Source organism: Pseudogemmobacter faecipullorum, assembly GCF_020539525.1.
Taxonomy (GTDB): Bacteria; Pseudomonadota; Alphaproteobacteria; order Rhodobacterales; family Rhodobacteraceae; genus Pseudogemmobacter; species Pseudogemmobacter faecipullorum.
The window spans coordinates 1-17,008 of record NZ_JACDXX010000012.1 but is presented as its reverse complement, the minus strand read 5'-3'; the positions used below and the strand labels follow the sequence as shown (position 1 = coordinate 17,008).

Annotated in this window: 18 protein-coding genes; 10 read left to right on the top strand and 8 right to left on the bottom strand. The window is 61.5% G+C overall.

All coding sequences use genetic code 11. The features are described 5' to 3' along the window. Positions 1 to 22: 22 nt before the first annotated feature. Positions 23 to 1,618: a phosphoenolpyruvate carboxykinase gene (locus H0485_RS13370; RefSeq protein WP_226936347.1), complete on the bottom strand. Its 1,596-nt coding sequence runs from the start codon at positions 1,616 to 1,618 to the stop codon at positions 23 to 25. A gap of 353 nt (positions 1,619 to 1,971) precedes the next feature. Here H0485_RS13370 and H0485_RS13365 point away from each other — a divergent pair, with 353 nt between their 5' ends. Genes H0485_RS13365 through H0485_RS13335 form a run of 7 tightly spaced genes read left to right on the top strand, consistent with a single transcriptional unit; the run spans position 1,972 to position 7,327 of the window. Then, on the top strand, positions 1,972 to 2,673 hold the full coding sequence (locus H0485_RS13365; protein ID WP_226936346.1) for a response regulator transcription factor: 702 nt from the start codon (positions 1,972 to 1,974) through the stop codon (positions 2,671 to 2,673). Next, complete coding sequence (locus tag H0485_RS13360) at positions 2,670 to 4,358, top strand: sensor histidine kinase (protein ID WP_226936345.1); 1,689 nt, start codon at positions 2,670 to 2,672, stop codon at positions 4,356 to 4,358. The genes H0485_RS13365 and H0485_RS13360 overlap by 4 nt, the downstream gene beginning before the upstream one ends. Positions 4,359 to 4,387: 29 nt before the next feature. Next, positions 4,388 to 4,813, top strand: a complete 426-nt coding sequence (locus tag H0485_RS13355; protein ID WP_255613612.1) for an HPr kinase/phosphorylase — start codon at positions 4,388 to 4,390, stop codon at positions 4,811 to 4,813. Between the two features lie 2 nt (positions 4,814 to 4,815). Continuing rightward, complete coding sequence (gene rapZ / locus H0485_RS13350; RefSeq protein WP_226936344.1) at positions 4,816 to 5,721, top strand: RNase adapter RapZ; 906 nt, start codon at positions 4,816 to 4,818, stop codon at positions 5,719 to 5,721. Next, positions 5,718 to 6,113, top strand: coding sequence for a PTS sugar transporter subunit IIA (locus H0485_RS13345; protein ID WP_226936342.1), 396 nt, complete (start codon positions 5,718 to 5,720; stop codon positions 6,111 to 6,113). Before rapZ ends, H0485_RS13345 begins: the two co-directional genes overlap by 4 nt. Before the next feature lie 11 nt (positions 6,114 to 6,124). Next, entirely contained in the window at positions 6,125 to 6,388 is a 264-nt protein-coding gene (locus H0485_RS13340) for an HPr family phosphocarrier protein (protein WP_226936340.1), read from the top strand. Positions 6,389 to 6,448: 60 nt separating this feature from the next. Further along, the gene (locus tag H0485_RS13335; RefSeq protein ID WP_226936338.1) at positions 6,449 to 7,327 is read left to right on the top strand and encodes a lysophospholipid acyltransferase family protein; all 879 of its coding nucleotides are present in this window, start codon (positions 6,449 to 6,451) and stop codon (positions 7,325 to 7,327) included. Positions 7,328 to 7,423: 96 nt separating this feature from the next. Here H0485_RS13335 and H0485_RS13330 read toward each other — a convergent pair whose 3' ends face one another. From H0485_RS13330 to H0485_RS13300, 7 genes are all read right to left on the bottom strand, one after another. Further along, positions 7,424 to 8,299: a 3-hydroxybutyryl-CoA dehydrogenase gene (locus H0485_RS13330; RefSeq protein ID WP_226936336.1), complete on the bottom strand. Its 876-nt coding sequence runs from the start codon at positions 8,297 to 8,299 to the stop codon at positions 7,424 to 7,426. 115 nt (positions 8,300 to 8,414) lie between these two features. Further along, positions 8,415 to 9,326 (bottom strand): electron transfer flavoprotein subunit alpha/FixB family protein, encoded by a 912-nt coding sequence (locus H0485_RS13325; RefSeq protein WP_226936335.1) that lies wholly within the window; start codon positions 9,324 to 9,326, stop codon positions 8,415 to 8,417. Beyond that, entirely contained in the window at positions 9,326 to 10,087 is a 762-nt protein-coding gene (locus tag H0485_RS13320) for an electron transfer flavoprotein subunit beta/FixA family protein (RefSeq protein ID WP_226936333.1), read from the bottom strand. The genes H0485_RS13325 and H0485_RS13320 overlap by 1 nt, the downstream gene beginning before the upstream one ends. Positions 10,088 to 10,438: 351 nt before the next feature. Further along, positions 10,439 to 11,017, bottom strand: a complete 579-nt coding sequence (locus H0485_RS13315) for a cob(I)yrinic acid a,c-diamide adenosyltransferase (protein ID WP_226936331.1) — start codon at positions 11,015 to 11,017, stop codon at positions 10,439 to 10,441. Between the two features lie 57 nt (positions 11,018 to 11,074). Next, positions 11,075 to 11,275, bottom strand: a complete 201-nt coding sequence (locus H0485_RS13310) for a twin transmembrane helix small protein (RefSeq protein WP_226936330.1) — start codon at positions 11,273 to 11,275, stop codon at positions 11,075 to 11,077. A gap of 90 nt (positions 11,276 to 11,365) precedes the next feature. Then, positions 11,366 to 12,193, bottom strand: coding sequence for an SDR family NAD(P)-dependent oxidoreductase (locus tag H0485_RS13305; RefSeq protein WP_226936328.1), 828 nt, complete (start codon positions 12,191 to 12,193; stop codon positions 11,366 to 11,368). A 96-nt stretch (positions 12,194 to 12,289) separates the two neighbouring features. Beyond that, the gene (locus H0485_RS13300; protein WP_226936539.1) at positions 12,290 to 12,958 is read right to left on the bottom strand and encodes an SH3 domain-containing protein; all 669 of its coding nucleotides are present in this window, start codon (positions 12,956 to 12,958) and stop codon (positions 12,290 to 12,292) included. A gap of 197 nt (positions 12,959 to 13,155) precedes the next feature. Between H0485_RS13300 and H0485_RS13295 the strand changes: the two genes are divergently transcribed. The 3 genes from H0485_RS13295 to H0485_RS13285 all read left to right on the top strand — a co-directional run. Beyond that, positions 13,156 to 15,471, top strand: a complete 2,316-nt coding sequence (locus tag H0485_RS13295) for a DNA topoisomerase IV subunit A (protein ID WP_226936325.1) — start codon at positions 13,156 to 13,158, stop codon at positions 15,469 to 15,471. A 210-nt stretch (positions 15,472 to 15,681) separates the two neighbouring features. After that, positions 15,682 to 16,365: a hypothetical protein gene (locus H0485_RS13290; protein WP_226936323.1), complete on the top strand. Its 684-nt coding sequence runs from the start codon at positions 15,682 to 15,684 to the stop codon at positions 16,363 to 16,365. A 294-nt stretch (positions 16,366 to 16,659) separates the two neighbouring features. Continuing rightward, positions 16,660 to 17,008, top strand: a 349-nt coding sequence (locus H0485_RS13285; RefSeq protein ID WP_226936321.1) for a GTP-binding protein, incomplete at its 3' end; no start/stop codon positions are given.

The window sequence follows — 17,008 nt, the reverse complement described above, 5'->3', positions numbered from 1 at the left end:
TGATTTTCACTTATCGAACAGTTCAGCCGATTGCCGCGGCTTTCACATCCTCGTCGATATGCTCGACATACTGAGCAAAGTTCTTCGAGAACATATCGACCAGGATCCTGGCCTGCGCGTCATAGGCGGCCTGATCGGCCCAGGTCTCGCGCGGGTTCAGCAGAGTTGCATCGACGCCTGCCACCTCAACCGGAACCTCAAAGCCAAAATTCGGATCCTTGCGGAATTTTGCCTTCGACAGCGAGCCGTCGAGCGCGGCCGTCAGCAAAGCCCTTGTGGCTTTGATCGGCATACGCTTGCCGGTGCCATGCTTGCCGCCGGTCCAGCCGGTATTGACCAGCCAGCATTCGGCGCCGGTTTCGGCGATCTTCTTTTGCAGCAGCTTGCCATAAACCTCGGGACGACGCGGCATGAAGGGCGCGCCGAAGCAGGTCGAGAAGGTCGGGGTCGGCTCGGTCACGCCGCGCTCGGTGCCCGGGGTTTTCGAGGTGAAGCCCGAGAGGAAGTGATACATCGCCTGGGCCGGGGTGAGGCGGGCGATGGGAGGCAGCACGCCGAAAGCATCACAGGTCAGCATCACCACATTCTTCGGCTGGCCCCCAAGGCCGGTTGCCGAAGCATTGGAGATGTAATCCAGCGGATAGGCGCAACGCATATTATCGGTGAGCGAATTGTCTTCGTAATCCAGCTCAAACGTGTCTTTGTCCCAGACCATGTTTTCGATCACGGTCGCAAAGCGATGCGTGGTCGCATAGATCTCGGGCTCGGCCTCGGCCGAGAGATTGATGGTCTTGGCGTAGCAGCCACCCTCAAAGTTGAAGGTGCCCTCATCCGACCAGCCATGCTCATCATCGCCGATCAGGATGCGCGAGGGATCTGCCGAAAGCGTGGTTTTTCCAGTGCCCGACAGGCCGAAGAAGATCGCGGTGTCATCGGGATTGCCGATGGCATGGTTGGCCGAGCAATGCATCGCCATCACGCCCTTGGCAGGCAGCAGGTAGTTCAGGATGGTAAAGACCGATTTCTTATTCTCGCCCGCATAGGCGGTATTGGCGATAAGAACGGTTTTTTCCTCAAAGTTCAGCGCGATGACCGTGTCGCTGCGGCAGCCGTGGCGGGCCGGATCGGCTTTGAACGACGGCAGGTTGATGATGCTCCATTCCGGCTCAAACGCATCAAGCTCGGCGCGCTCGGGGCGGCGCAGCAGGTGGCGGATGAAGAGGTTATGCCAGGCCAGCTCGGTGACCATACGCACGTCAACGCGGTGGGCCGCATCGGCGCCAGCGTAAAGATCCTGGACGAAAAGCTCACGGCCTTCGATATGGGCCAGCATATCCGCTTTGAGCAGCGCCCAGGCCTCCGGCGTCATCGGGGCGTTGTTTTCCCACCAGATGCTGTCTTCGGTGGCAGCGCTGCGCACGACAAATTTGTCCTTCGGCGAGCGGCCGGTAAATTTCCCCGTATTGCAGAGAACAGCGCCGCCCTTGCCAAGATGGCCCTCGCCGCGGCTGACCGCGGCTTCGACAAGTGCAGGCTCCAGATAGTTATAGTGAACGGCGGCGGCACCTTTGATGCCCTGGTGTTCCAACGTACGTTTAGGGTTCACACGTCCGTTCATAGTCATCTGCTGCAAGCTCCGTTTGCCGCGGGCCTCCCGCGCGGCGTGAGGGTAAGGCTGCACCCGGGCCATGGGTGCAAAGCACTAAAGGCCAACCCTGGTTGACCATGTGGCGGGCTATATCATGGTCGCCGGAAAGGAAAATAGCGCGATTTCGTGTAGTTAGCGCAATCACGCTCAGGTTAGCGCAACCATTTTGCGCTGAGGCGCCGGCTGGGGCAGATATCACATGCCTGTGGCGAATCCGCTCCGCTTTGAGGCGAGTGCGGAGGGAGTGATTCGGATTTATATTGATTCCGTGACCTGGGCAGCAGAGAATGACGCAAAATTTATTGAGCAGAGCAGGATCAGTCATGTCGCGAATTGCTTTAGTCGACGACGACCGCAATATTTTGACTTCGGTATCGATGACGCTTGAGGCCGAGGGCTTTGAGGTCGAAACTTATAATGATGGTCAGTCGGCGCTTGATGCCTTCAGCCGGCGCATGCCGGATATGGCGGTGCTGGATATAAAAATGCCGCGTATGGACGGGATGGACCTGTTGCAGCGCCTGCGCCAGAAGACCTCGATGCCGATTATCTTCCTGACCTCCAAGGATGATGAGATCGACGAGGTGCTCGGCCTGCGTATGGGGGCCGATGATTACGTCAAAAAGCCCTTCAGCCAGCGCCTGCTGGTCGAAAGGATCCGGACTTTGCTGCGGCGCCAGGAGGCGGGCGCCGGGGTGGATACGCCGGTTACCGAAGAGAATAAGGTGATTGAGCGCGGCAATCTGCGCATGGATCCGCTGCGCCATGCCGTCAGCTGGAAGGGGCGCGATGTCTCGCTGACCGTGACCGAGTTTTTGCTGCTGCAGGCGCTTGCCCAGCGTCCGGGCTTTGTGAAGTCGCGCGATCAGCTGATGGATGTGGCCTATGATGATCAGGTCTATGTCGATGACCGCACCATCGACAGCCATATCAAGCGGCTGCGCAAGAAAATGCGCTCGGTGGATGAGGAATTTACCGCCATCGAGACGCTCTATGGCATCGGCTACCGCTATAACGAAGAATGAGCGCAACCCCGCGCCTTGATCCGGAGCAGGCCAGCCGCAAACCCAAAGCCGGGGATGTGTTGCTGGGCGAGGACTGGGATTCTCCGGACAGCATTCCTGATGAGCAGCGCGACCGCCGCACCCGCGGCGGTTTCGTCTCGCTCAATCGCAGCCCGCTGGCCCGCAAGATCATCATTTTTAACCTGATGGCCCTGGTGCTGCTGGTGGCCGGGGTGCTGTTTCTCAACCCGTTCCGCGATTCCCTTGTGCTGTCGCGTGAGGCCGGGCTGATCCGTGAGGCAGAGCTGATCGCCAGCATCTTTGAGACCAGCCGCAGTGCAGGTGCCGAACCAGAGGCACCGGCTGCGGTGCTGGAACGGATCAGCCTTGCGCCGGGCGTCGATGCCTTTGTTTTTGACACCGAGGGCAATCTTCTGGCCAGCCGTACCGGCCCGGCCAGTGCGGCGGCGGGCAAGCCGCGCCCGACGCTGATCACTGATTTCCTGAACTCGGTCTGGGATGGGGTCGCGGTTGTGCTCTCGCTCAGCCGCCCGCCGGAACAGGCCTTTGATGGAGAGACCCTGGCGCGGGATATGCTGCCCGATCTGATCGCCGGTCAGACCCGTTCGGTCACCGGCCCCGATGCCGAAGGCGGGACGCTGTTCTCGGTGGCAACCCCGATCCGCAGCGGCGATGCGATGATCGGCGCCATCGCCCTGACCTCGGCTGCGGGCGAGATTGACGCGCTGGTGCGCTATGAGCGCGAGCAGATCCTGCAGGTCTTCCTCGTCGCCCTGCTGACCTCGGTCGGTCTGTCGCTGGTGCTGGCCTCAACCATTGCCAATCCTTTGTCGGATCTGGCCGCAGCGGCCGAAGTGGGGCGTGACCGCGATGGCGGCAAGGTCTCGACCGGGCGGGTGCGGATCCCGGATCTGGCGGCGCGGCCCGATGAGATTGGCCGGCTGTCGGTGGCGATGCGGGGCATGGTCTCGGCGCTTTACGACCGGATCGATGCCAATGAGCAGTTCGCGGCCGATGTGGCGCATGAGATCAAGAACCCGCTCGCCAGCCTGCGCTCGGCGGTCGGTTCGCTGCGCTTCGTCCGTAAGGAAGAGCACCGCGAGAAACTGCTGGATGTGATCGAGCATGATGTGCGCCGGCTCGACCGGCTGGTCAGCGATATCTCCAATGCCTCGCGCCTCGATTCCGAGCTGGTGAAAGAAGAGGAGGAGGAGTTTGACCTCGTCCGCACCCTTGGCAATCTGTCGCAATATCTGGGCCAGCAGGCCGCAGAGGATGGCGTCGATTTCATCTCGGATCTGCCGCCGGACCGGATCGTGATCCGCGGGCTTGAGGCGCGTCTGGCGCAGGTCTTCGTCAATCTGATCACCAATGCCATCTCTTTCTGCGAGGAAGGGGATGCGGTGCGGGTCTGGGCGCGCCAGCGCGACAACCGTGTGCTGGTGGTGGTCGAGGATACCGGGCCGGGCATTCCGGAACAGGCCCTGACCAAGGTGTTCAAGCGCTTCTATTCCGACCGGCCGGAAACCCATTTCGGAAATAATTCGGGCCTTGGCCTGTCGATCTCAAAACAGATCGTCGAGGCGCATGGCGGGGTAATCTGGGCCGAGAATATCCGTCAGCCCGGCGTCGATGCCGCTTCGCCCCCGCTTGGCGCGCGCTTCGTTGTCGGTCTGCCGGTCTGAGCCGGGCGGTGACGGATCCGGTAGAGAGCATGGCACAGAGCATGATCCTGCATGCCAGCTGCATTGCGATTGCCGGCAAAGCCCTGCTGATTCTCGGGCCTTCGGGGTCGGGGAAATCGGCCCTCGCGCTGAAGCTTATGGCCTATGGCGCGGGGCTGATTTCAGATGATCAGACCGGCTTACGGCGTGAGGGCGTGAGGCTGATCGCTTTTTGCCCTTCGGCAGCGATTCGCGGGCTGATCGAGGCGCGCGGCATCGGCCTGTTGCGCAGTCCGGCCGCGATACCATCTGAGGTTGTTCTGGTGGTCGATCTGGCTCAGCCAGAGCAGGACCGATTGCCGCCTCGCCGTACAATCAGCCTTGCCGGCTGTCTCCTTCCGCTTGTGCTGGGCGCACAGAATGACCATCTTGCAGAAGGATTGCTCGCCTGGATGAAAGGCGGGCGGCAGGAGTAGTTATGGGCGAAGGTCCGGAAATCAGTGTTGTCTTTGTCACGGGACCCTCCGGGGCAGGGCGGACCACAGCGGTCCATGTGCTGGAAGATCTCGGCTATGAGGTGGTTGATAATATCCCGCTCAGCCTGGTGCCGCGGCTGCTGGAAGGGGCCCCGCCCGAACGTCCGATCGCGCTTGGTCTTGATATCCGCAACCGTGATTTCAATGCCGGCGCCCTGGTCGAGCTGATCGATACTATGGGGCGCAATCCGGCAGTGGTGCTCCAGGTGCTCTATCTCGACTGCGAGGCCGGAGAGCTGGTCCGGCGCTATTCCGAGACCCGCCGCCGCCATCCCCTGGCCGGGGATAGCCCCGATCAGGGCGTCGAGCGCGAGATCGATCTGCTGGCACCGATCCGGGCCAGGGCAGATCATCTGATTGATACGACTGATCTTTCGCCGCATGATCTGAAGGCCGAGCTGTCGCGCTGGTTCGATCTGGGCGGCAGTGGCAGGCTTGCCGTTTCGGTGCAGTCTTTCAGCTATCGCCGTGGCCTGCCGCGCGGCGTGGATATGGTCTTTGACTGCCGCTTTCTGAACAATCCGCACTGGCAGCCGCATCTGCGCGATTTCGATGGCCGCGCCCCTGAGGTTCTGGCCTATCTGCGCACGGATCCGAACTTTGAGCCTTTCGTCCGCAAGCTGCAGGATCTGATCGGGTTTTTGCTGCCGGCGCATCTGCAGGAGGGAAAGGCACATCTGGCCATTGCCTTTGGCTGCACCGGCGGTAAACATCGCTCGGTTGCACTGGCAGAGCTGATCGGCACTGCCCTTGCACAAGAGGGTTGGCCGGTGTCAAAACGGCACAGGGAACTGGAACGCAAGGCCGCGGCAAATGCCGCCCCAGCTGGCAAGGTGTCAGATAGTTGATCGGGATTGTCATCGTCGCTCATGGCGGGCTGGCGCGGGAATATCTCTCCGCCGTCGAACATGTGGTCGGACCACAGACTGGCATGATCGCCATCGCTATCGAGGATGAGCATGATCGCAGCCTGAAACAGGCTGAGATTATCGCAGCCGCCAATTCGGTGGATAGCGGTGAGGGGGTGGTCGTGGTCACCGATATGTTCGGCGGATCGCCCTCAAACCTGTCTTTGCCGGCCTGTACGGCTTCGGGACGGCGTATTGTCTATGGCGCAAACCTGCCAATGCTGATCAAACTGGCGAAATCGCGTGATCTGCCGGTCAGCGTCGCTGTGACAGCGGCGCTTGATGCCGGGCGCAAATATATCAACAGCCTCGATCTCGGGGGCGGTGCCTGAGGGGGCGGGGCTTGCGTCAGTTTAAAATCGTCAATGAAAAGGGGCTGCATGCCCGTGCCTCGGCAAAATTTGTCGAGACGGTCGAGGCGCATGATGCCCGCGCCACGGTCGAGAAGGACGGGATGGAGGTCTCGGGTGATTCGATCATGGGGCTTTTGATGCTCGCGGCATCGCGTGGCACCAGCATTGCCGTGACGACCTCGGGTCCCGAAGCGGAGAAACTCGCCGATGCGCTTGAGGCTCTGGTTGCCGCCCGCTTCGGAGAGGATTATTGAAAGCCCTTGCCCCGGGCTCGGTTCTCGTGACCCCGGCCAGACGCTGAGGATTGCCGTTCCGTGACCGAAGAACCCCCAAAACCAGAACAGGCACCCGCTTCATCTGCGCCGGACAAGGCCTATGATATGCGCCGGCTGTCCTATGCCGGCACCTTTAAGAACCCCTTCAAGGCCAATAGCATCCGCGCGATCGAATGGCTGACGGCGAAGGTGACGCTGCTGCGGCTGATCCGCAGTTTCGAGAAATCCGGAGCGCCCTTTGGCGCCCCGTTCTGGCCCAAGGCGATCCGCCATATGGGCATCCGCATCGACACGCCCGAGGCCGAGATTGCCCGCATCCCGGCCAAAGGCCCGGTGGTGGTGGTGGCAAATCACCCTTCCGGCCTTGTCGATGGGATGGTGATGGCCGAGATGGTGGCCCGGGTGCGGCCGGATTTCAAAATCCTGACCCGCTCGCTGCTGACCGGCATTCCCGAGGTCGAAGAATTCATGATCCCGGTGCCCTTCCCGCATGAAGAGAATGCGCGCGAAGAGGGGCTAAAAATGCGCAATGCGACCATGGCGCATCTGAAGGCGGGGGGGGTGATCATCCTGTTCCCGGCCGGAAAGGTTGCGATGTCTGAGACCTTCTTCGGCCCGGCAGTCGAGGCGGAATGGAATGTCTTCACCCATAAGATCGTGAAATCCACGGGCGCCACCATTCTGCCGATCTATTTCCCTGGTCAGAACAGCCGTATCTTCCTGATCGCCAATAAAATTTCGGACACCATCCGTCAGGGGCTGCTGCTCTATGAAATCCGCCGATCCCTGTTTAAAGCGCAGCGCCCGGTGATCGGTGAGCCGATCCCGGCCGAGGAGCTGAAGAACTGGGAGGGCAATCCGCGCGGCTTCCTCGCCTGGCTGCGTCAGCATACGCTGGATCTGGCAAAGAAAATCTGAATGCGGGGGGGGGGGCTTGACCCTACCCTGACCCGGCACTGTGGCAATGCCCGCTGGCTGAGATAAAAAACGGGGGCAGGGCCCCCGTTTTTCGTTTCAGCGTGTCGGAACCGGGGTTTCGCCGCGGTAATCATAAAAGCCGCGCTGGGTCTTGCGGCCCAGCCAGCCTGCCTCGACATATTTGGTCAGGAGCGGGCAGGGGCGGTATTTGCTGTCGGCAAGCCCGTCATAGAGCACGTTCATAATGGCAAGGCAGGTGTCGAGGCCGATGAAATCGGCCAGCTCCAGCGGCCCCATCGGGTGATTGGCGCCAAGCTTCAGCGCCTCATCAATCGAACGCACATTGCCCACGCCCTCATAAAGCGTATAGACCGCCTCATTGATCATCGGCACCAGAATCCGGTTCACGATGAAGGCCGGGAAATCCTCGGCCGAGGCTGCGGTTTTGCCCAGCCTGCCCACCACTTCCAGCAGCGCGTCATAGGTCGGCTGGTCAGTGGCAATGCCGCGGATCAGCTCAACCAGCTGCATCACCGGCACCGGGTTCATGAAATGGAAGCCCATGAATTTCTCAGGCCGGTCGGTACGCGAGGCGAGGCGGGTGATCGAAATCGAAGAGGTGTTCGAGGTGAGGATGGTCTCAGGTTTCAGATGCGGCAGGAGCGCATCGAAAATCGCCTGTTTGACGGTTTCACGCTCGGTTGCGGCCTCGATGACCAGATCGGTCGGGCCGAGCTCTGCCAGGGTCAGCGTGGTGCGGATTCGGGCAAGCGCGGCATCGCGCTCCGCCTCGGTGATTTTGCCCCGGCTGGCCTGACGCTCCAGATTGCGCCGGATGGTGTCGAGGCCTTTGCTGAGCGAATCCGCATTCACGTCGTTCAGCAGGACGTCATAGCCGGCAAGCGCGAAGACATGGGCAATCCCGCTGCCCATCTGCCCGGCGCCAACAATTCCGACTGTCTGAATAGCCATATTTTGCCTCATATTCTGCAGATGCGAGGTTAAGCGCAGCCTGAGGCTACCGCAATCCCCACAGAAAAAAGGGGCGCCGCCGGCGCCCCTTTGCGAATAAATCAGCTCTGAAAGCTCAGAGCTTTGCCGTCAGCTCCGGCACGAGGCTGAACAGATCGCCGACGAGGCCATAATCGGCCACCTGGAAGATCGGAGCCTCTTCGTCTTTGTTGATCGCGACGATGACTTTCGAATCTTTCATCCCGGCGAGATGCTGGATCGCGCCCGAAATGCCGACCGCGACATAGAGATCGGGGGCCACCACCTTGCCGGTCTGGCCGACCTGCCAGTCATTGGGGGCAAAGCCGCTGTCGACCGCTGCACGGCTGGCGCCCACGGCGGCATTCAGCTTGTCTGCCAGCTGCTCGATGATCGCGAAGCTGTCTTTCGAACCGACACCACGGCCGCCCGAAACCACGATTTTCGCCGAGGTCAGCTCCGGGCGGTCCGAGGCCGCCACCCGGTTTTCGACAAAGCCCGACAGGCCTTCGTCAGCAAGATCCGCCACCGTCTCAACCGCAGCCGCACCCGCCTCAGCCGCTGCCGCGAAAGCAGCCGTACGCACCGAGAAGACCTTCTTCGCGTCCGAAGATTTTACGGTCTGAATCGCATTGCCGGCATAGATTGGCCGCTCAAAGGTTTCAGAATCGATAACGGCGGTCACATCGGTGATCACCATCACATCCAGAAGCGCTGCGACGCGCGGCAGGATATTCTTCGAATAAGCGGTCGAGGCGCCGAGGATATGACTGTAATTGCCCGCCAGCGACACGACCAGGGCGGCCATCGGCTCGGCAAGACCATTCAGCTCGCCCGCATTCAGCACCTTTGCCACGCCCTCAAGCTTTGCCGCTTCGGCCGCAGCCGAAGCCGGACCTGCCACGAGGATATGGACCTCGCCCAGCGATTTTACTGCCGTTAGTGCTTTGGCAACCGAATCGGTAGCAAGCTGGCCATTGTTGACATCTGCAATCAGGAGAACAGCCATCAGATCACTCCCGCTTCGTCTTTGAGTTTTGCCACCAGCTCCTCAACCGAAGCAACTTTGACACCTGCCTTGCGGCCGGCCGGTTCGGTGGTCTTCACCACGGTCAGACGCGGGGTAACATCAACGCCGTAATCGCCCGGGGTCTTGGTGGCGAGGGGCTTGGCCTTGGCCTTCATGATATTCGGCAGCGAGGCATAGCGCGGCTCATTGAGGCGCAGATCGACGGTGACGACCGCCGGCAGCTTCACTTCGATGACCTGCAGGCCGCCATCGACCTCACGGGTGACTTTGGCTTTGTCGCCCTCAATCACCAGTTCCGAGGCGAAGGTCGCCTGGGCCTGGCCGAGCAGCGCCGCCAGCATCTGGCCGGTGGCGTTCATATCATTGTCGATCGCCTGCTTGCCGGCGAGGACCAGGCCCGGGGCCTCTTCCTTCACCACGGCTGCCAGCAGCTTGGCAACGGCGAGCGGCTCGATATCGGTGTGAACATCGGCGGCGGCTTCGATCAGGATCGCACGGTCTGCGCCCATAGCGAGCGCATTGCGCAGGGTTTCCTGGGCTTGCTTGACGCCGATCGAGACCACGACCACCTCGGTGGCGATCCCTTTTTCCTTCAGACGGATCGCCTCTTCCACAGCAATCTCATCGAAAGGGTTCATCGACATTTTGACATTGGCCAGATCAACGCCCGAGCCATCGGCCTTCACGCGAACCTTAACGTTGTAGTCAATCACCCGTTTGACAGGTACTAGGACCTTCATGCGGCATATCTCCTTGATCTGAGGGGGGGGCGTTACCGGCCCTCACAAGCTCCCGGCAGGAGTGTTAGCGCAGGGGGGGGCGTTTAAACAGAGCAAATGCGACCGATACCATCGCACAACGTCGCGTTAGTGATGCCCGTTTCCGATCAGCCCTGCTGCATACCGGTCCCGGGAAAAAAAGGGATTGCCCCTGTCCACCTGCCTGACGCAGCCCAAATTCGGGGGGCGGGTATCCCTGCGAGAACGCCCGCAGCACAGCTGTGGGCGCGGCGAGAAAAACCGGCTGTTTCTGCAGCCCTGAAGGGAACTGGCCCCCGGCGGGGGCCGTTCGCAGGGACTGGGGGGGAAGGTTCAGTTCTCCCGGGTCAGGCCCGGCACCCAGAGCACATCATCAGCCCCGTCATTATTGGCGATACGGCCGACGACAAAGAACCAGTCTGACAGACGGTTCAGATAGCGGACCGCCTCAGGGTTCACCGCTTCATGTGCCGCCAGCTCGGTTGCAAGCCGCTCGGCGCGGCGGCAGACGGTGCGGCAGAGGTGAAGCTGGGCCGCAAGCGGCGAGCCACCGGGCAGAATAAAGCTGCGCAACGGCTGCAAACGGGCGTTCAGCGCATCAATTTCGCGCTCGAGCCGGTCGACCTGAGCGGCGACCATACGCAGAGGGGTATAGGAAAGCGTATGGTCGAGATGCTGATCCGGGGTCGCAAGATCCGCGCCCAGATCGAAAAGATCATTGGAAATACGGGCCAGCCCCTCGGCAATCTCACCCCCGGCATGCAGCCGGGCAAGGCCAACCGTGGCATTGGTCTCATCTACGGTGCCATAGGCCGAGACCCGCAGATCATGCTTGGCCACCCGCGCGCCATTGGACAAAGCGGTCTCGCCCTTATCGCCGGTGCGGGTGTAAATTTTCGACAAAACGACCATAGTTCTCTCCCTCAGGCCGCGCGTTTGCGCGACCAGTCCGAACCCTGGTCAATCCGGTCAGCCGCGCATGAACCAGGCGAAGGCGACAATCAGGACCACGGCAATGAATTGCGCTATCAGCCGCCAGCGCATCAGCCGGTTGGCATGGCGGCGGTTGAATTCGCCGCCCCTGGCGAAAACGCCGATGCCAAACATCAGAATGGCCGCGACGACCAGCGCCATAAACGCAGCAGCAAGAAACAGCGGATCGTTCAGCATGGCAAGGCTCCTGTTCTGTGCCGCATTTTAGGCGCAAAGCCTGCAAATGCGAAGCGCGAAAGTGCCGCAGGCGGCAGCCGGGCCGGGGGATCAGCCTTTCGTGATCAGCCAGTCCAGCGCGGGGCGGGGCAAAATCCAGCGGGCAAAGGCCATCAGCGTCGTGGCTTTGGTCACATAATAGCGCGCAGCGGGACGCGGGCTTTCCAGCGCTTTCACCAGTTTAGCCGTTACCGCCGAGGGCGGCAGCTCAAAGCGGTCGGGCGCGTTTTTTGAATGATACAGCCGGTGCAGCAGGCCGCGATATTCCTCGGCCCGGGCAGAATGCTCCCAGTCGACCCATTTTTCGAAATGCGGAATCGAGTTTTCGCGAATGCGCGAGGTGATCGGCCCGGGCTCGATCAACACCACCTCAATGCCTGTGCCGCGCATTTCCAGCCGCAGCACATCGGTCATGCCCTCCATGGCGAATTTGGTCGCGACATAGGCGCCACGCCATTTCATGGCTACAAGCCCCAGCACCGAGGAGCAATTGATGATCCGGCCAGCACCTGCTTCGCGCATCATGGGAATGATGCGACGGGTAAGATCTTGATATCCAAAGAGATTAACCTCAAAAATCTCACGCAGAGCGCCGCGCGGCAGATCCTCTACCGCGCCGGGGCAGGCAAAGGCACCATTGTTGAACAGCGCGCCAAGCCGGCCATTATTGCGGCTGCGCAGCTCTTCCACGGCGGCGCTGATGCTTGCCTCATCGGCGTAATCGAGCGCGAAGCTCTCCAGCCCCTGATCGCGTAGCCGGGCGCAGTCCGCCTCCTGGCGGCAGGTGGCAAAGACGCGCCAGCCGCGCGCTTTCAGCCCGAGCGCGGCATCCAGCCCGATGCCCGAGGAGCATCCGGTGATCAGAATCGACTTATCCATAAATCTGCCCGCTTTTTTCTCAAAGGATTAGGGGCAGGCCGGGCATAGGTCAAATGGCAGATAGGACGCAGGCTGCCAGGGCCCGGGGTGGCGGCCTCAGTCTTCAACCGGCAGCAGCAGCCGCGCGGCGACAAAGCCGTGAATGCCGTCGCCTTCGATGGAGACCTCGACCCATTCGCTGTCGCTGGTCCCGACCACCTGCACGACCTCGCCTCCATAGAGCCGGCCCACCACTTCACTGTCAGTCGAGGGGCCGAGGCGCACATTGGCTGAGCTGGCCTGAACCACCCGCAACTCGCGTGCGGTGCCAGGCGCCTCATCAGCAAGTGCCTCATCAAGGGGCTGTAACAGGGTGCTGCTCGTGACAAGGCGTCCGCCATCGCTTGGATCGGCATAGAGCGAGGGCTCTGATGCTGCCGGGGTTTGCGGCGCGAGGGGCGTGACTGCACCCTCAAGGCCAGGCAGTGCTGAAAGGGTGAAAACCGGCTGCGCTTCGGGCAGGGCGGTTTCCGGCTCGGGCAGGGTGCCGATGGTCGGGGCAGCAATCAGCTCAACCGGCGGCGGCAGATCGCTCAGGGTAGATTTCACCGGCTGATCCGCCGCTGCCACGGCCACTGTGGGAGAGAAACTGCGGCTGAGCGCGATGACTGGCTGGCCACTGGCCTCGGCGGCGGCAAGGCCGGGGCGCAGCTGGCCATGGTCCCGGCCGGCGATCAGCAAAACGGCAAAGAGGGTCGCAGACAGCAATAATGTCGGGCGAAGCATTGAAAACACCAGATTTCAGGCAGCAGCAGCGTGAGCTTTAACACAAGGGTAAGAAATCGTCAGGTATAAAATCCTGAGGAGATCAGGGGGGCTGAAGCCACAGGCGAAGGGGCGGTTTCCGCCAGGCAGAGCGGCAGAAACGGCTCAGGTCAGAAAGGGGGCTGGACCCGGAAACGGGGGGCGCATACACAAGATACATGTCCGAAGAAGATGACGATATCCAATCCTATGGTCTTACCGTAGCCGAGCCGCTGTCGCGTGCGATTGGTGAGCGGTACCTGACCTATGCGCTCTCGACCATTATGCACCGGGCTTTGCCCGATGCGCGTGACGGGCTGAAGCCGGTTCACCGGCGAATCCTCTATGCGATGCGTGAGCTGAAGCTGACTGCGACCGGCGGTTTCCGGAAATCGGCCAAGATTTCCGGTGACGTGATGGGCAACTACCACCCGCATGGCGACGGGGCGATCTATGATGCGATGGCGCGCCTCGCACAGGATTTCAACGTGCGCTATCCGCTGGTGGATGGCCAGGGCAATTTCGGCAATATTGACGGCGATAACCCCGCCGCGAGCCGCTATACCGAGGCCAGGCTGACCGCTCTGGCCGAGACGCTGATGGAAGGGCTGACCGAGAACGCGGTCGATTTCCGCCCGAATTACGACGGCACTCTGGAAGAGCCGGTGGTGATGCCCGCCGCTTTCCCCAATCTTCTGGCCAATGGCTCCTCGGGGATTGCCGTGGGCATGGCGACCAATATCGCGCCGCATAATCTGGATGAGCTGATCCTCGGCTGCCAGGCTATGCTGAAAGACCCTGAGATCAGTGTCGAGGCGCTGATGGACTTCATCCCGGGCCCGGATTTTCCGACCGGAGGGGTGATTGTTGAGCCGCGCGAGTCGATCCGTGACGCCTATCTGACCGGGCGCGGTGCATTCCGCCTGCGGGCGAAATGGGAGATTGAGGATCTGGGCCGTGGCGCCTGGCAGATCGTTATCACCGAGATCCCCTATCAGGTGCAGAAATCGCGCCTGATCGAGAAGCTGGCCGAGATCATCCAGCTGAAAAAAGTGCCGCTGCTGGCTGATGTCCGCGACGAATCCGCCGAGGATGTCCGCATCATTCTTGAACCCCGGGCGCGCAATGTCGATCCGGCGGTGCTGATGGGCATGCTGTTCCGCAATTCGGATCTCGAGACCCGGTTCTCGCTGAATATGAACGTGCTGATCGATGGCCGGGTGCCTAAGGTCTGCTCGCTTAAGGAAATTCTGCGGGCCTTCCTCGATCACCGCCGCGATGTTCTGCGCCGCCGCTCCGGGCATCGCATTGAAAAAATTGATCACCGCCTTGAGGTGCTCGAAGGCTTTATCATCGCCTATCTGAACCTCGACCGGGTGATCGATATCATCCGCTATGATGAGGATCCCAAACAGGCGCTGATGCGCGAGAGCTGGGGCGGAACCTTCCCGCGCGCGCTGTCAGAGAAGGACTACCGGGCGCCTCAGCCGTTGGCCAAAGGCGCCGAGGGGGAACTCTCTGAGATCCAGGCCGAGGCCATCCTCAATATGCGCCTGCGGTCTTTGCGGCGTCTCGAGGAAATTGAGCTGCGTCAGGAACGTGATTCGCTGATGGCGGAACGCGCCGGACTGGCCGATCTGCTGGAAAGCGATAAACGGCAGTGGAAGAAAATCAGCCAGGAGCTGGAAGAAATCCGCAAAAAGTTCGGCAAGACCTGGGCCGAGGGCGCGCGGCGCTCGGCCTTTGCCGATGCCGGTGAGATTGAGGATGTGCCGTTTGAGGCGATGATCGAGCGCGAGCCGATCACGGTGATCTGCTCGAAAATGGGCTGGATCCGGGCGCTGAAAGGCCATGTCGATCTCTCGGCTGAGCAGAAGTTCAAAGACGGTGACGGGCCGCGCTTTGCCTTCCATGCCGAGACCACCGATAAGATTTTGCTGGTGGCCGAGAACGGGCGTTTCTTCACCCTGATCGGCGCCAATCTGCCGGGCGGGCGCGGCATGGGCGAGCCGGTGCGGCTGATGGTCGATCTGCCCAATGACACCGATATCACCGATATGATCCTGTTCCGCGCGGGCGAGAAATATCTCGTTGCCTCGACCGCGGGCGATGGTTTCGTGGTCAGCGCCGAAGAGCTGGTGGCGCAGACAAAGGCCGGAAAACAGGTGCTGACGGTGAAAGATGGCGCCAGATCGGCTTTGTGCCGCAAGATCACCGGCGATCATGTCGCTGTGGTGGGCGAAAACCGCAAACTGCTGGTCTTCCCGCTCGAGCAGCTGCCGGAAATGGGCAAGGGCAAGGGCGTGCGGCTGCAGAAATACAAAGACGGTGGCCTGTCTGATGCGATCACCTTTGCGCTCAGCGACGGTCTCAGCTGGAAGGATCCGGCCGGACGCACCCGCAGCGAGACCGATCTGAGCGAATGGCTGGGGCCGCGCGCCGGAACGGGCAAGATGGCGCCGCGTGGCTTCCCGCGGGACAATCGCTTTGCCTGAGAGAGGCGCTGCCTGATTCAGATCTGACGCCCGGGCCCTTCAGGATCCGGGCGTTTTTCTTTCAGGCGCAAACTTCAGGCTTCAGGCCAGGCCGGAGGCGGGCCGCCGCTCGCCCGGCAGTCCGGTTGCGGCAGCGGCTACAGTCGTTTATCCCCGCTGACAGGACACGGGCGCGCCGGTCGGCGCGGCCATATATAGGAGAGCCTGGCTTTGTTTCTGCGTCTTCCGGCCTGCCTGACTGCCCTCATTCTGCTCGCCGCCTGCGGTGGTAAAAATGACCTGAAGGACCCGCCGGTGCCGCTGGGAGACTTCGTTCTGGGTCATAATATCATCGTGGCCGAGAATGTGCAGAAAGTGCCGATCTCGCGCGATGCCAGCCCGGCCGAATGGGAGGCCTCGATGAAAGAGGCGGTGGCGGCGCGCTTTGGCCGCTATGAGGGCAGCCGTATCTATAATATCGGCATTTCGGTCGATGGCTATGCGCTGGCACCGCCCGGCATTCCGGTGGTGGCCGCGCCGAAATCGGTGCTCGCGATCACGGCCAATATCTGGGATGACGCCACGGCGACCAAACTGAACCCCGAGGGTAAGTCCTTCACTGTGTTCGAAAGTCTGTCGGGTGAGACGGTGATCGGCACCGGGCTGACCAGCACTAAGGCGCAGCAGATGGAAGCGCTGAGCTTTAACGCGGCCAAAAAGGTCGAGGGCTGGCTGCTCGAACATCCCGAATGGTTTGGCATGACCAAAGCGCAGCAGGAGGCGCTGATGGCAGAGCGCGAACTGCAGATCGAGGGGCAGAGCAAAGCCGATAAAGCTGCGGCCAGGGCGGCAGAGGCTGATGCGGCTGCCGAAGGAAAAACGGCGCAGAAGGGCAAAAGTAACTTCGGCCGCTGAGGGAGGCGCGGCGCGGCTTTGCTCCGCCGCACCGCACGCAGCCGGGGGCGGAAAGCCGCGGCTGCGTGCGGCGCGGCAGGCTCTGGCGCAGCCGCCTCGCCGGGCCGGAAGCCGGGCTTGTCCGGGGCTTTTTCTCTGGCGCTGCGTCAGAGGCGGCACAGCGGCGCAAATCGCGTTCAAATCCCCGGCTTTTCCCCGAGCAACCCTTGATTTTCTTTGCCCGCAGTTATAGATCGCCGCCCGAGAGAAGCTAGGGTCCCCTGCCGGGGCCCGCAGAAATTAAGGGTGGCCCCTATGGCAAAGGCAAAGTTTGAACGGAACAAACCGCACGTCAACATCGGCACCATCGGCCACGTTGACCACGGCAAAACCACGCTGACCGCTGCGATCACCAAATATTTTGGTGACTTCAAAGGCTACGATCAGATCGACGGCGCGCCGGAAGAGCGTGCACGCGGCATCACCATTTCGACCTCGCACGTTGAATATGAAACCGCTGACCGTCACTACGCCCACGTCGACTGCCCCGGCCACGCTGACTATGTTAAGAACATGATCACCGGTGCGGCGCAGATGGACGGCGCGATCCTCGTGGTGAACGCAGCTGACGGCCCGATGCCGCAGACCCGCGAGCACATCCTGC